The following is a 15,061-nucleotide window of genomic DNA, read 5'->3' as shown; positions in this document are numbered from 1 at the left end:
TGTAAAGCCGCCTAGGGAAATTCTCTAGGCGGTTTTTTAATATTCATTACTGCCATAAAACACTATCTCAATCCCCCACTGGTGCGAGATTACATCGTGTTCTTTCCTTGCACAATTTTTAATTAAATTCTCTAATTTTCCCATTCAACCATAATACCGATATACTACAATATCATCTAACAATCCCTTTTCTATTACATAATCCGAAGCACTGCCACAATCATAATCTTGCGCTCTATAAACCAAACCAGCCTCAGCAGAATTTTGTGAACATAACTAATTTTCTCCCAAATAGGCTTATTGCTTCACAACTCGATAGACTTATTACCGTGTCTCCAAAATTGATTCACTTTCATATTAGTTGATTTTGAAACAGCGCTATAAATTTCTCCATTAAAATTTTTTAAAGCGTTAAAGAAATTAAGCAATGATAATTTTAACCGAATTCTCATAAATTTTAACCAAAGATTTTGATCTTTAATATTTTAATAAATCTCACATTGTAGTTGTAACTTTACAAGCTCAGTAATACTACAAATAAGAAAAAAATCTATTGAAAAATTCTTTTAAAACTGCTGCTATTATCGGTTTCATTTCCAAAGGAATTATATACCTAGTTATTGGCGCATTATCTCTATTGGCAGCTTTAAATATGGGCGGTGAAAGTTCGGGGACCAATCAAGCACTTAGGTTTTTAAGGAAACAGCCTTTTGGCCAAGTATTATTAATGTTGATGGGTGTTGGGCTGTTGTGTTATTCGTATTGGATGTTTATTCAAACGTTTAAAGATCCCGAAAATATAGGCAGTAAATTGAAAGCGAAATTGCGCCGATTTGGACTCTTTACTACAGGCTTGGTTTACGTAGTAGTTGCTATTTTGTGTTTTTATCATTTAATAACGTATCCCACCTCTGATAGTGACAATTCGCAGTATTTAGATTTTATTGGCCCAGTAACGCTATCGTATATATTTGGTGGAATTGCAGTTATTTTGGCCTTTCAAGCGGTGGTGTTAATTGTGGGTGTAATTAAAGGTGGCCTGTTAGATCAGTTTAATTTAGAAGGTCATAGAGGCTCGGGGGTTATCAGAAAAATCGGGCAATTTGGATTTTATGCCAGAGCCTTTGTGGTAATAATAATAGCATATTTCTTTTTGCATGCTGCAATTTATACGGGTAACCATGATATTAAAGGCATTCAAGATGCATTTTCTTTTTTAGATCAGTCTCCGGTTGGTAGGGTTTTAATGGCGATTACTGCCGTAGGGTTTATCTCATATGGCGCATTTTATATACTGCTTACAAGGTTTCGGAGTTTTGAAGAGTGAAGAGGATGAAATTTCAAGTATTTTAAATTACTACTATATTTTATAAATACAAACCCTTCAGTAATCTTGGATATCTGTAAGAATTTGTTTGCTGTTTACGCTGTAAACCTGTTAACATCATCAAAAAACACAAATAGGATGACATGACAAGTTGTACTTTTATAAAATTCAAATTATAACTTGTGAAAAAATCGTTTAAAACAATTGCCTATATAGGGTTTGTCTCAAAAGGGCTTATTTATCTTGTAATTGGTACACTTTCGCTCTTAGCTGCTTTAAATATGGGTGGCGAAAGTACAGGGACCAATTCGGCATTGTCTTTTTTAAAGAAACAGCCTTTTGGGCAAGTACTATTAATGTTATTGGGTGTAGGGCTTATTTGTTATTCGGCTTGGATGTATGTACAAAGCATTAAAGACCCCGAAAATATAGGTTCGGATACCAAAGGCAAGCTAAAACGATTCATCTATTTTTTTAATGGTTTGGTATACACGGTAATCGCTGGATTGGCTTTTTATCATTTATTTGGCAGCACCGGCAGTAAAAAATCTGATACTGCATATCTCGATTTTCTGGGTCCAACCACGCTAACCATCCTGTTTATTGTGGTAGGAGTAGTGCTAACCGTGCAAGCTGTTGCATTAATTATTGGCGTAATTAAAGGGCATCTGCTCGACAGGTTTAATTTGGAGGGTGCTACATATTCACATCTTATAAAAATTCTGGGCAAGTTTGGATATTACGCGCGTGCCTTTGTAGTAGCAATTCTTGCCTATTTCTTTTTAAGAGCAGGAATTTATACCGATAATAATGAAATTAAAGGCATACAAGATGCTTTTTCGTTTTTACACACTTCTGGAATAGGCGGTATTTTAATGGCCATTACTGCCGTAGGGTTTATATCATACGGTACATTTTATATCTTGCTAACGCGATTTCGGACTTTTGAAGAGAGGTAAGTGCTGTGCCTTAAAATGGTTGATTCTGTAATTAGGAATTAGAATACTTCTGCCATCGCGATTTCAATATAGGTATAACTTCACCAAGATTGAATAGGCAAGGAGGAGAGAAGCTACAACCGAAATCCAATAACCTTGTTTTAAAAATAACAAATGATGGAATTTACAATCATTAAATTCTAGAATAAGCAATTATGTAGCATATGTTCGTCAATATAGGGCAAATGCCTTATACCATTTGCAATCTATCCACGGTATTTTAGTCGTTAATTCTAAGACTATTACTATGAAATTTAAAATACGCTTCTCTATTAGCTGGATTTTTCTTATTTCAATAACTGTTAATGCACAGAAAATAGATTGGGTGAAAGCGCCGGTAAATCCCATGGCATTTGAATATAAATTAGAGCATTTTAATCTGCCAAAAGGTGTTTTTGCTTTTCAAGATAAAACCTTCAATAAAGATGGAAGTGTATATACGGCTTTAAATTTTGATAGAGGTGTAAAGTACTTTTATGAAAATGGTGTTTTAAAAACTAATTCACTGCAAGAAAAATTTGAGTTTAACTCTCAAGGTTATATAACCAAATTTAGCAGACCTGGTGCGGGCAACAGTGGAATTTGGACTTATACCTATAACAACAAAGGTTTGTTGGTAGAGCAACAAAACCAAGAGTTTAAAACTACTTATGCCTATGATAACGAAGACCGCATTATAAGCCAGTCTTATAAAGATGGGAAATTCACCAAGGATTATTCCTATAAAAAAGTAGGTGATATACTAGAGGTTGCTATAGTAGAAAACAATAATGGTAAAAAAACATCTCGTGTGGAAGCCTATAAAGATGGTTTTAAAGTATATACAATCACCAGCAACGGCGATCGATTTGAAACAACGCCGCTTACGGCAAACGATTACTTCACTTTTTCTGAAATTGAAAACAAACAGAATAACATTCAAATAGAAAATACGCAATATGTTTCCAACACCATGGCGATGCCTTTGGCAGCTAATGATATTAAAGTATATGTGAACGGCAAACGCGCTTCTTTTATCCCCATCAATCTAATTGATAGAAAGCAAGTGGTGCTGTGGGATTTTTCACAAAAAAAATACCTAACCAACGTAGATGTAACCCAAGAAAGAAATAAAAAATTAAATTTAATACTCTATAACGTTACAGATAATGCAGCCTACGCCCAAATAGAAAAAAGTTATTCGGGCCTTATTCACGAAGGTAATACCTATACTCAAAGTGTATATGCTAGCGGAGTAAAAGACACCTATATAAACGAGGGATTTTGCTTTTTCTATATTGAAGCGCTTAACACTTCATTCAGTATAAAAACTGACTATCCTGGCTATTATAAAGCAATACCAATGACTGCTAACCAGCATCTGTTTTTTGTAAAACATAGTAACGGGAAGGAATTTAGCGTAGTTTATAAAGCTGTTAAATTGAATACGGAATCAAAAAAAATAGCACAGTCTGCTAAAAACACTACCTATGTGAGTTTGTATCATAGCGGATTTCCCAATAATGAAATAAAAGTGGTGCTGCCAGATTTTAATACAGCGAAACCGAATGAACTTTACGCGGCATATACCTTGGAAGATTTTGAAAACAATCCGAAATTAAATAAACTAACCACAAACTTACCGGGCGGCAATAACCTTCCTACAACAAATATTATTGCAAATGAAGAAACTGACGCGTGCATTTCAGGCAATTGTAAAGATGGTTATGGTGTAAAAAAAGTTGAAAACAATATTCAAAAAGGACTTTATCTTAAGGGTAAATTTAGTTCGTACGGCGAGAGATCGTATGGTGCAGACTATTACAAAGGTGAATTCCTGAATGGCGCTAGAGACGGTTTTGGCGTATATTATTGGAAAGACAGCAACCAATACTACTATGGGTATTGGAGCAACGGAAATGTACACGGTTTCGGTTTTTTTGTACAAGACGGAAAACTGCTCCAAGCTGGCGAATATGAAAATGGCAAACAAAAGTATAATTATCTTCTCGAAAGAAAACAAAGCAACATAGCCGGCTGCGAAGGCGATTGCGAAAACGGATTTGGTAAATTTACCTATAGCAACGGCGATACTTACGAAGGCTTTTGGACAGCCGGCAAACAACAAAGAGTAGGACATTACTATTTTAAAAGCGTCAATTCCCACTATTATGGCAGTTACACCAACAATATTATGCAAGGCCCCGGTATGTACACCATGCCAAGTTTCACCTATATTGGAGATTTTGAAGCCAATCAATTAACAGGAAAGGGCATTAAATTTTACAGCAATAAAACAGTGGAAGCCGGAAGATGGGAAAAAGGTAACTTAGTTATAAAATATTAAATAGAAGTGTTTTGGCTTTTTGAATGTAATCTTTTTGAGCGTTTTGTAAGTTGTTTTATTTTGAAATGCTCGATGTAATAACTTACATGGCAATCATTTTAATATACAGACTGAATTTAGTGTAAATATTATAAGATGAGATTGGGGGTTGTTTGGAACTACAAGTTGCAAACGGTAGCCAGCGTGGGTTTTATACATATTTTTAATAAAGCAATATAAGTGGGAAGACCGCCTCTTTAAGAATCGATATTTAGAGTTTGTAAAACTATTTTGATTTTGAAAAGAGTTAAATTGATTTGAAATTCTAATAGCACCATTTATAGCTTCGGCACTCTGGTGCATAAATAATGAAAAATTCTTTTTGTAATGGTAATTTAGCATTAATTGAAAAGATTAATTTTTTTCAAGAAACCAAAAATCATTTATTTTTTTAAACTAAAATTTAAAGGCTTATAATATCTCAAAACCCTCAAAACCAACATTGCTCAATACCAACTTAAAATTCGTTTTCCCGTAAAATCCCTATAACTACCCCCAGCATTTTTAAATCCAAAAACGTATAATATCTGCTCCAAAAACCCTCGCCCACGGATACCCCATAGTTACCTGCAAGCGAATTCAGCCGCATAGTCAAGCTCTTTTATTTTGCTCGTGCCTCACAAAATAAAAGAGCTTGCCTTTTTCCAACGCTTAATCCGAACAAAAATCAGAATTAAATAGGAATTTAAAAAAATGTCCGTAAATTTGTCCGTGTACGTAAAAACGTCCGTGAATAATTATGGCAACAATTAATTTTTATCTAGACAAACCAGACAAAAAAGGGTTTACACCAATTCATTTACGAATAAACTGTAACGGAAGTCAAGTTAAGGTTTCAACGGGACAAAAAATAAAACTGAAAAACTTCAATAAATCCAAACAAAAAGCTATTGGATTAAGTGTAGAATCTCACGAAATCAACCATTATTTGGATTTTCTAAGAGAACGAGCGGACGAACTTCTGCACCATTCTAACAAAAAAACCTTTGTTCAGGACGAAGTAAAAAGTTTATTGAACGAGCATATAGAAAACTATAAAGCGAATAGCAATGTAAATATTATAAAAGAACAGGTCTCTCTTTATGGAAAGCCCTTCACTTTTGTAGACTTATTTGCAGGAGCAGGTGGTTTTAGTGAGGGATTTTTGCAAGCTGAGCACAACAACAAATTCTTTGATTTCGTGGTTGCCAACGATATTAATGAAAATTGCGAATTAACTCACGTTGTTCGATACAACCACCAATTAGGTTTAGATACAGAATTTCTAAAACAAGATATTACAGAACCAGACTTTTTAGATAATTTATTAAAAAAAATTGACGGTCGTCAAATTGATGTTGTCTGTGGTGGACCACCTTGTCAAAGTTTTAGTCTTGCAGGGAAAAGAAAAAAGTTTGACAAAAAAGATGATTTATTCTCTCATTATTTAGAAGTAATTAAGGTTTTACAACCAAAATACTTCGTTATGGAAAATGTAAAGGGAATTTTAACAAAAGAAAAAGGCAAAATAAAAGAACTAATCATCAAAGAGATTAACTCTATTGTTGACACAAATGAAATTCCATTACTCATTTCATTCATTAAAAAAATACGAAAAGAATCTAATTCGTTTCTTTTTGACAGTATAATAAAACGAGTAGAACTAGAAAAACTACTTGAAAAAGATAAAGATACTGGAAAAGCTGATTTCATAACTTTTGTAGAAAATAGATTTAGAAAGTTAACGCCAAAAATTGCTGATTACAAAACGAGTAAAACGGACGAAAACATCAACACAATTCGTCACGGTTTTAACCTTTTGGCTAGAACAAAAGAATGGGAAAAACTCAAACGTGATATTATAAAAGAGAAAGATTTTTGCAATATTGACAGCGACAATTTCGCAAATGCGTTCACAGATTTCCTTACAGAAATCAGTTCTGAAAATGTAATTTCAAAAATTGAAGATGCTTTCAAAATTCTTAAAGTACCAAGTACTCATAAAAAAGATTGTGAAGACATTATTACATCTTTGAAAATCTACACAACGTCTTTTGATGAATCCATTGAAATATTAAAATCGCATTGTAATACCAAACAGAATAAAGAGTTAGAAATAATTCTTGAGAGCATTAGGCTTTACAAAATAGAACAGCCATTTGTTGCTAACGCATCAAATTATGGTGTTCCACAAAATCGAGAAAGAGTACTTTTTATAGGTTGTCGTAAAGACCAAAAGTATATTTCTGAAATTCCAGCAACAGTTTCAGAAGAAGAAAAAGTTACCATTTTTGAAGCTTTGTATGATTTGGATTTTATAGGCAACAATCAAGAAGCCCATCGTTACGAATTGGTTGACATTTCAGCTCAATACAATGGAACAGCCAAAAAAATGGCTAAACTTTTGAAAAAACGTAGAATTGATGGAAAGCCAATTTCAAAAGGCGGAAAATCATTTGCTGAGTGGTCAAAAAAAGGTCGATTGATTGAACGTTTCAAACCACAAACTAAGCCGTTTTATGTAAGGAATAGTGAAGCACTTGAAAATGGAGAAAAGTATTTTGACATACTAAACAATCACAAAACAAGTAACCAAAACGAAACCGTTATTGAAAGACTTGGTGTCATTTTAAAAAATGGAGATTATAAAAAAGCGCAACCAGAATTAGAAAAATTAGGTCTTTCGACAAACAAGCGAAATTATAATGTTTTAAAACCAGATGAACAAAGCTCTACAATAATGACCATCGCAGACGATTATATTCATTACAATTCGCCAAGGTCTTTAACAGTTAGAGAAATGGCACGTTTACAATCCTTTGACGACTCTTTTGTATTCCAAGGCAAACGCTCAACAGGTGGAAATAATAGAAAAACGGAAGTGCCACAATACACTTTAGTGGGTAACGCTGTTCCACCATTATTAGCAAGAGCAGTAGCAAGTGAAATTTTAAAACATATCAAGTGAGAAAACTTACAGACGACGAACAAGAAAAAATAAAATTACTGACCAAAAACCAAGTTTCTCTTACTTTAATTGAGCCAACCGAAACCGGATTAAAAAAATCCATTATGGATGCGACTGGTTCTGTTCGTAGTTATTTAAAAAGTGAGAACATTCACGATTATGAATTGCAGAATCAAGGTACAGAGAGCAAAGTAATGATTCCAGCAATTATTCATACTGGTTTTAAGATTATAAAATCAAAAGCATCTCTATATCGTCCTTCAACTAAAAAAGGAGACCCAAGAATTTGGTTTTATGGTTTAACAAAAGTAGCTGACCCTAACGATATTATTGGAATTACTTTTTACAACGATAATTTTCAAGTTTTTAACTTGACAAAATTAAATATCAAGGAATTAATTTATTCTTCAATTCTGAATCCATTTCAAGAGTTAATTAATGCAATTAACACAACTGAGAACGAAGTCGCTTTTGAGCTTTTGGCTATGTTAAGAAAAATAGCAAATGCTGGCCCAATTCCTTCAATGGTTGACGCTGACACTTCTGTAGGTAGGACACTTGAGACAGCACTCGGAATTGACATTAACTCTTCAAAACAACCAGATTATAAAGGAATTGAACTTAAATCGTTTAGAAACAGCAGAACGAATCGAAAAAATCTATTCGCACAAGTTCCAGATTGGAAATTAAGTAAGTTTAAAAGTTCAGCTGAAATTCTTGACAATTTTGGATATGAACGTGATGATGATTTTAAACTTTATTGCACAGTTTCAGCAATTACAAGAAACTCGCAAGGTTTGAATTTAAGAATTGATAGCGAAATAAAACAACTAATTGAAAACTCTGATAAGCCAGAGGTTGGAGATTTTGTAGTGTGGACATTAGACAAACTTCATAACCGATTAAAATCAAAACATAAAGAAACATTTTGGGTAGAAGCTGAAAGTATAAGGATTGATGAACGTGAACATTTTCAATATAAGCTGGTAGAACACACAAAAAAGCCAATTACCTCACAATTTGACTTACTAATTGAACAAGGTATCATAACTCTTGACCATTTAATTAAGCGAAACTCAAAAGGGAAAGTGGTTGAAAAAGGTCCGTTATTTAAAATCAGACCTAAAGGAATTGAATTACTGTTCCCGCCAAGTGAAAGTTATAATTTAATGACATAGCGGAATTGCCAACGCTAGCAAGTTTGCGGAGAAACGCCAGCCAGATAACAAAGATGTATATAAAAAATAGGACGATAATTGCTAAATCAAAGGTTTGTGCGTTTTTGCAAAGTCCGCCACATTTTTAATTTGTATTTTAGAAAAAAGATAAAAATAAAATGAAAAATATGGCTCAGTATAAATCCGAAAATGGGTGCTTATCAACCGCCCTACTTTTCATATACTAGACCGCAAAGCCCTACCAAAGCCATAGATACTGTATTAAATTGTAAGAAAATGGCTCTTTTTTCCTACAAATTAGAAAATAGTAGAAAATGCGCAGAAATGAGCAATCAAAATACCGATTGGATATGGAAAATAATAAAAAAGTATCCACTAAAAATTCTAACCTCAATAACCATTACTAACTACTCACTACTAAAAAATACCAATAAAAAAGACTACTTTTGCACCCACCAAAAAATAATTCACAGAAAAGATTATGAAAAAGACATTCGACGTACTGATAGAAATCCCCAAAGGAAGCCGCAACAAATATGAATACGATTTTGAACTAAAGAAAATTCGTTTTGACCGTATGCTCTTTAGCAGCATGATGTATCCTGCAGACTATGGTTTTATTCCCGAAACCTTAGCGCTGGATGGCGATCCGCTAGATGTACTGGTTTTAGGAGGCGAGCCAACTTTCCCTATGTGTGTTATGGAAGTGAAGCCAATTGGCGTTTTCCACATGGCAGACGAAAAAGGCCAAGATGAAAAAATTATCTGTGTTCCTATTTCAGATCCTATTTGGAGCACCTTAAATGATCTGTCAGATATAAACCCTCATTTGGTACGTGAAATTGAACATTTCTTTCAAGTTTATAAAGACCTAGAAAAGAAACGCGTAGATGTTGGTGGTTGGGGCGATGCCGCAGAAGCTACTGAAATTTACAATCAATGTATTAAGCGTTATGCCGATACTCCTGAAGTTCACGGACATTTTAGTATTTAAATAGTACAAATACCGGCATAAAACTTATTGTAGTCTTTCCAGCTATATAGCTATAACATAGAATGGTACAACGCTTTTTAAAAGGCCGTATTGTTCTATGTTATTTTACTGTTTCGTATCCCAATCCATTTCCCTATTTTTGCAATCGCATTTTTAACAACCAACTTTAATTTAAAATTATATGGAATCAATGATGATTTATGCGCCAATAGCGATGGCGATTGTAGGCTTGCTTTTTATGGCCGTTAAACGTTCTTGGGTATTAAAACAAAATTCAGGGGACGGTAAAATGAAAGAAATTAGCGACCACATCTACGAAGGTGCTTTAGCTTTTCTAAATGCCGAATACAGATTATTAGCGGTGTTTGTTCTTGTAGTGAGCGTTGCTTTGGCATTTGTATCATACGTGGTCCCCACAACACATATCTTAATTGTAATTGCTTTTATTTTCGGAGCATTTTTCTCGGCCTTAGCTGGAAATATGGGGATGAAAATAGCGACCAAAACAAATGTTCGTACAACACAAGCTGCGCGTACAAGCTTGCCAGAAGCACTAAAAATATCTTTTGGTGGTGGTACCGTAATGGGGTTGGGTGTTGCAGGTTTAGCCGTTTTAGGTCTTACCTTGTTTTTTATCATCTTCTTTCACGTTTTTATGAATGGGGTTTGGGAGCCAACTACTATAGATGGAGTTACCTTGGCGCCTCAGGAACTTATGACCATTGTTCTTGAAACATTAGCTGGCTTTTCACTTGGAGCAGAATCTATTGCACTATTTGCAAGAGTTGGTGGGGGTATTTATACGAAAGCTGCCGACGTAGGTGCCGACTTAGTAGGAAAAGTTGAAGCAGGAATTCCAGAAGACGATCCTCGTAACCCGGCAACTATCGCCGATAACGTTGGAGATAACGTAGGAGACGTTGCAGGAATGGGTGCCGATTTATTCGGGAGCTACGTAGCAACGGTATTGGCCGCTATGGTTTTAGGGAATTACGTAATTAAAGATATGGGCGGTGCAATAACCGATGCTTTTGGTGGTATTGGCCCAATATTATTGCCAATGGCCATTGCAGGAGTGGGTATTATTATTTCTGTAATAGGTACAACCTTGGTGAAAATAAAAAATAATGATGCAAAGGAAGCTCAAGTTATGGGCGCCTTAAATATTGGTAACTGGGTTTCAATTATATTGGTAGCTATTTCGTGTTTTGCGCTAGTAAAATGGATGCTTCCCGAAACTATGAATATGAGTTTCTTCGGTGAAGGACTACAAGAAATTTCATCTATGAGAGTGTTTTATGCCACCTTGGTTGGCTTGGTAGTGGGCGCTGGAATTTCATCGGTTACCGAATATTACACGGGTCTAGGTAAAAAACCAATTCTTAAAATTGTACAACAATCTTCTACTGGAGCAGGAACAAACATTATTGCGGGTTTAGCTACTGGAATGATTTCTACCTTTCCTTCAGTAATACTTTTTGCAGGTGCTATTTGGGCTTCGTATGCACTGGCTGGTTTTTACGGAGTTGCGCTTGCAGCTTCTGCTATGATGGCTACAACAGCTATGCAACTTGCTATAGACGCGTTCGGACCAATTAGCGATAATGCAGGTGGAATTGCCGAAATGAGCGAACAAGACCCAATTGTACGTGAACGTACCGATATTTTAGATTCTGTAGGTAATACTACGGCTGCAACAGGTAAAGGCTTTGCCATTGCTTCGGCGGCATTAACATCATTGGCGCTTTTTGCTGCCTACGTAACTTTTACAGGAATTGACGGAATTAATATTTTTAAAGCTCCCGTACTGGCCATGCTTTTTGTAGGTGGGATGATTCCCGTTGTATTTTCGGCAATGGCAATGAATGCCGTAGGTAAAGCTGCCATGCAAATGGTTAATGAAGTAAGACGTCAGTTCCGTGAAATTCCTGGAATTATGGAAGGTACGGGCAAGCCAGAATACGATAAATGTGTGGCAATTTCAACGAAAGCATCGTTAAGAGAAATGTTGTTACCAGGTATTATGACAATTGGTTTTCCTATTGTTATCGCCTTTGTACCTATGATTTTTGGAATGAACAATATGGCTATCGCCGAAATGCTCGGAGGTTATATGGCAGGGGTAACCGTAAGTGGTGTACTTTGGGCTATTTTCCAAAATAACGCTGGTGGCGCTTGGGATAATGCTAAAAAATCTTTTGAAGCAGGTGTTATGATCGATGGCAAAATGACCTACAAAGGTAGTGATGCGCACAAGGCTGCTGTAACTGGCGATACCGTTGGTGATCCTTTTAAAGATACTTCTGGACCGTCTATGAATATCTTAATTAAACTTACCTGCCTAATCGGACTTGTTATTGCGCCTATTCTCGGTGGCCATACCAATACCGTAACGGCTGCGGAAACTACTACGGAGGAAGTTTACTTTATTAATGCCGAAGGAAACAAAACTGTTTTAACCGAAAAGCAAATTCAATATATTGAAACTGGAAGCACGATTGTTGAAGGTGAAAATCTTAAAGATAAAACTGAAACTGTAGTTGAAATGTTGAAAAACGATAACAACAACCAAGTAACTGCCAATGTAACCATCACTAAAACCGTTAATGGCGAAGAAACAGTTGAAACCAAAACCTTCACCGGTACCGAAGAAGAAGTTCGAGCCCAACTAAAGGATGTTGAAGGAATGAAAATAAAAATAAAAGATAAAGAATAACGATAAATTCGTATTTCAATTTAACTCAATCCCCAATGGTTTTCAAAACCGTTGGGGGTTTTTTTTAATATAAATTCCGCGCCCTTTATCACTCGGCCACCTGTCATCGGGCACCCATCCAGGGTCATTCAACAGCAGCACCATTTTACATTATATTGTAAAAAATTATTCACAATTTTTATTATCTTGGCACTGCTATGAACTACCACGATATTGTTACTTTGGCAATCGCCTTTGGTTTAGGGATGCTTGTGGGTCTGCAAAGACAAAAAAGCGACCATGAAATGGCGGGAGTCCGAACGTTTACCCTAATTTCTATTATGGGCGTAGTTTCGGCTTTTTTAGCACGCGACTTTAACAATCCTTTTATTCTTCCAGTCCTCGGTCTGTGTCTAACTGCTTTGCTGGTTACTGCAAATATTATAAAGCTGAAAAAACTAAACGAAACCGATATTGGTCAAACCACCGAGGTAGCCGCATTGCTTATGTTTGCCGTGGGAGCTTATTTGGTAATGGGCGATCGGGTTATTGCGGTTATTGTTGGAGGTTCTATGGCCATACTGCTTTATTTAAAGGAACACCTCCACAGTTTTATTGAAAAACTCAGCGAAAAAGACCTTGCGGCTATTATGACGTTTGCCGGAATATCTTTAATAATTCTTCCACTTTTGCCGGATAAAACTTACGGTCCACTGGATGTGCTAAACCCGCGGAATATTTGGTTAATGGTTACTTTAATAGTTGGTATTAGCGTGGTAGGCTACTTTATCTATAAATTTGTAGGTAAGAAAGTAGGCATTATTTCAAATGGAATTTTAGGTGGCCTTATTAGCAGTACGGCTACAACTGTAAGCTACGCCAGAAAGACCACAGATAACACCTCAATAAGTAAAATGGCTGCTTTTGTTATTACTGCTGCCTCTGCTGTAGCCTTGGTGCGAGTTTTAATTGAAGTTAGCGTAGTTATTCCCAGCAAACTGCCCGAGCTGCTATTACCGCTGCTTACTGTTTTGGTATTAATGGTATTGCTTTGCGTAGGTTTGTTTTATATAATCACCAAAAATGGTACGGATGATAAAATGCCCGAACCTGAAAATCCAGCTCAGTTTAAAAGCGCATTGATTTTCGGACTACTTTACGGCGCTATTTTATTGGCAGTTGCATTTACCAAACAAGAGTTCGGGAAAGAAGCACTGTATGTGGTCGCTATAATTAGCGGGCTTACCGATGTAGATGCAATTACCCTGTCTCTATCGCAAATGATGAAAGTTGAAGGCCTGAATACCGCTACAGGCTGGCGACTTATTTTGTTGGCATCGCTTTCCAATTTATTGTTTAAGGGAATTATGGCAGCCGTTCTCGGTACACGGCAATTGGCAAAATGGGTGGGAATTTCTTTTGGAATTACTATTGTTTTTGGATTATTGTTGATGATGCTCTGGCCCGAGAACTGGCATTTTTAAAGTGTAACCCACTTGCAAAGATTAGGTGTACGTTCAATGCCAATCACAAACTTTAACTATGTTCAAAAAAGACCCAATTCAAATTATCACTTTCCGGAGCTATGGTACGTCAAACCATTTGTATGTAAAAGGTCGGGCTATTGAAGATGAAAACATAGATCATTCCAAGACTGGCGTTTTTAATTTACTTTGGAATAGTTGGAAACGCTTTGAAACGGATAAAGTAACAAACACGAAACTTTTACTCACCCTTCCCGATGGAAGAAGCATTGAAACCACTACAGATTCGCAAGGTTATTTTTTAATAGATACCACAATTAAAAATTTACTTCCGCTTATCGATAAAGAAGGGTGGCTGCATTATTCCATTTCGTTTGTCGATAAAAATTTAAGTCGAAAAATTCAACGTAAAAATAATTTTAAAGGCGAAGTATTAATCCCTTCAACGGAAGTGAAATACGGAATAATTAGCGATATAGACGACACAATTATGCACACCGGACTCACGTCTCGGTTAAAATGGCAGGTGGTTAAAAACACAATTTTTAAAAGAGCCGAAAAACGAATTCCACTAAAAGGAGCTGCAGCATTGTATGAAAAATTACACGATGGTAAATCGGGTAATGAGTGTAATCCAGTATTTTATGTAAGTCACGGCCCGTGGAATCTATACAGTTATTTAGAAATATTCTTGCAAAAGAATAATTTTATAAAAGGACCAATATTGCTTCGCGATTTTGTAAATCCGTTCGTAAAACTATTCGCGCCAAAAGCTACAGATGGGGAAAAGCCGCAAAAGCAAAAGGAAATTATAAATATTCTAAAAACATATCCGCAATTGCCCTTTATTTTAATTGGCGATAGCGGCGAACACGACCCAGATATTTATATAGAAATTGCCGAAGACCACCCCGAACGCATTCTTGCAATCTACTTGCGAAATGTAAAACACAAACGCAAAATGCTTCGTGTAAAAGGCCTTTTTAAAACCTTTGAAACCGTACCAGTATTATTGGTTGAAGATAGCGAAGCCGCTATAGCCCATGCCAAAGAAAACAATTTTATTTAGAAAA

Annotated in this window: 9 protein-coding genes; all 9 read left to right on the top strand. The window is 35.7% G+C overall.

Annotated features, from left to right (window positions below; genetic code table 11):
* Positions 1 to 553: 553 nt before the first annotated feature.
* The 9 genes from QCQ61_RS01865 (at position 554) to QCQ61_RS01825 (ending at position 15,057) form a co-directional block, all read left to right on the top strand.
* Entirely contained in the window at positions 554 to 1,327 is a 774-nt protein-coding gene (locus tag QCQ61_RS01865) for a DUF1206 domain-containing protein (protein WP_279449026.1), read from the top strand.
* A gap of 182 nt (positions 1,328 to 1,509) precedes the next feature.
* Positions 1,510 to 2,286, top strand: coding sequence for a DUF1206 domain-containing protein (locus QCQ61_RS01860; protein WP_279449025.1), 777 nt, complete (start codon positions 1,510 to 1,512; stop codon positions 2,284 to 2,286).
* Between the two features lie 286 nt (positions 2,287 to 2,572).
* Positions 2,573 to 4,651 carry a hypothetical protein gene (locus tag QCQ61_RS01855; protein WP_279449024.1) on the top strand — a complete coding sequence of 693 codons (2,079 nt, stop codon included), beginning with the start codon at positions 2,573 to 2,575 and terminating at the stop codon, positions 4,649 to 4,651.
* 778 nt (positions 4,652 to 5,429) lie between these two features.
* A complete protein-coding gene (locus QCQ61_RS01850) occupies positions 5,430 to 7,637 on the top strand; it encodes a DNA cytosine methyltransferase (RefSeq protein WP_279449023.1) in 2,208 nt (735 codons plus the stop codon).
* Positions 7,634 to 8,815: an MvaI/BcnI restriction endonuclease family protein gene (locus tag QCQ61_RS01845; protein ID WP_279449022.1), complete on the top strand. Its 1,182-nt coding sequence runs from the start codon at positions 7,634 to 7,636 to the stop codon at positions 8,813 to 8,815. Before QCQ61_RS01850 ends, QCQ61_RS01845 begins: the two co-directional genes overlap by 4 nt.
* A gap of 481 nt (positions 8,816 to 9,296) precedes the next feature.
* Entirely contained in the window at positions 9,297 to 9,809 is a 513-nt protein-coding gene (locus tag QCQ61_RS01840; RefSeq protein WP_279449021.1) for an inorganic diphosphatase, read from the top strand.
* Between the two features lie 181 nt (positions 9,810 to 9,990).
* Positions 9,991 to 12,525: a sodium-translocating pyrophosphatase gene (locus QCQ61_RS01835; RefSeq protein ID WP_279449020.1), complete on the top strand. Its 2,535-nt coding sequence runs from the start codon at positions 9,991 to 9,993 to the stop codon at positions 12,523 to 12,525.
* A 197-nt stretch (positions 12,526 to 12,722) separates the two neighbouring features.
* Positions 12,723 to 13,988, top strand: coding sequence for an MgtC/SapB family protein (locus QCQ61_RS01830; RefSeq protein ID WP_279449019.1), 1,266 nt, complete (start codon positions 12,723 to 12,725; stop codon positions 13,986 to 13,988).
* Between the two features lie 58 nt (positions 13,989 to 14,046).
* Positions 14,047 to 15,057, top strand: coding sequence for an App1 family protein phosphatidate phosphatase (locus QCQ61_RS01825; protein ID WP_279449018.1), 1,011 nt, complete (start codon positions 14,047 to 14,049; stop codon positions 15,055 to 15,057).
* Positions 15,058 to 15,061 lie beyond the last annotated feature (4 nt).

Source organism: Aequorivita marisscotiae, from assembly GCF_029814825.1.
GTDB lineage: Bacteria > Bacteroidota > Bacteroidia > Flavobacteriales > Flavobacteriaceae > Aequorivita > Aequorivita marisscotiae.
This window is presented reverse-complemented; position numbering and strand designations above follow the sequence as displayed.

Bases quoted from the DNA above. Each gene is read 5' to 3' on its own strand.
- QCQ61_RS01850 (WP_279449023.1), top strand. From the start codon at position 5,430: ATGGCAACAATTAATTTTTATCTAGACAAACCAGACAAAAAAGGGTTT.
- QCQ61_RS01825 (WP_279449018.1), top strand. From the start codon at position 14,047: ATGTTCAAAAAAGACCCAATTCAAATTATCACTTTCCGGAGCTATGGT.
- QCQ61_RS01835 (WP_279449020.1), top strand. From the start codon at position 9,991: ATGGAATCAATGATGATTTATGCGCCAATAGCGATGGCGATTGTAGGC.
- QCQ61_RS01840 (WP_279449021.1), top strand. From the start codon at position 9,297: ATGAAAAAGACATTCGACGTACTGATAGAAATCCCCAAAGGAAGCCGC.
- QCQ61_RS01830 (WP_279449019.1), top strand. From the start codon at position 12,723: ATGAACTACCACGATATTGTTACTTTGGCAATCGCCTTTGGTTTAGGG.
- QCQ61_RS01855 (WP_279449024.1), top strand. From the start codon at position 2,573: ATGAAATTTAAAATACGCTTCTCTATTAGCTGGATTTTTCTTATTTCA.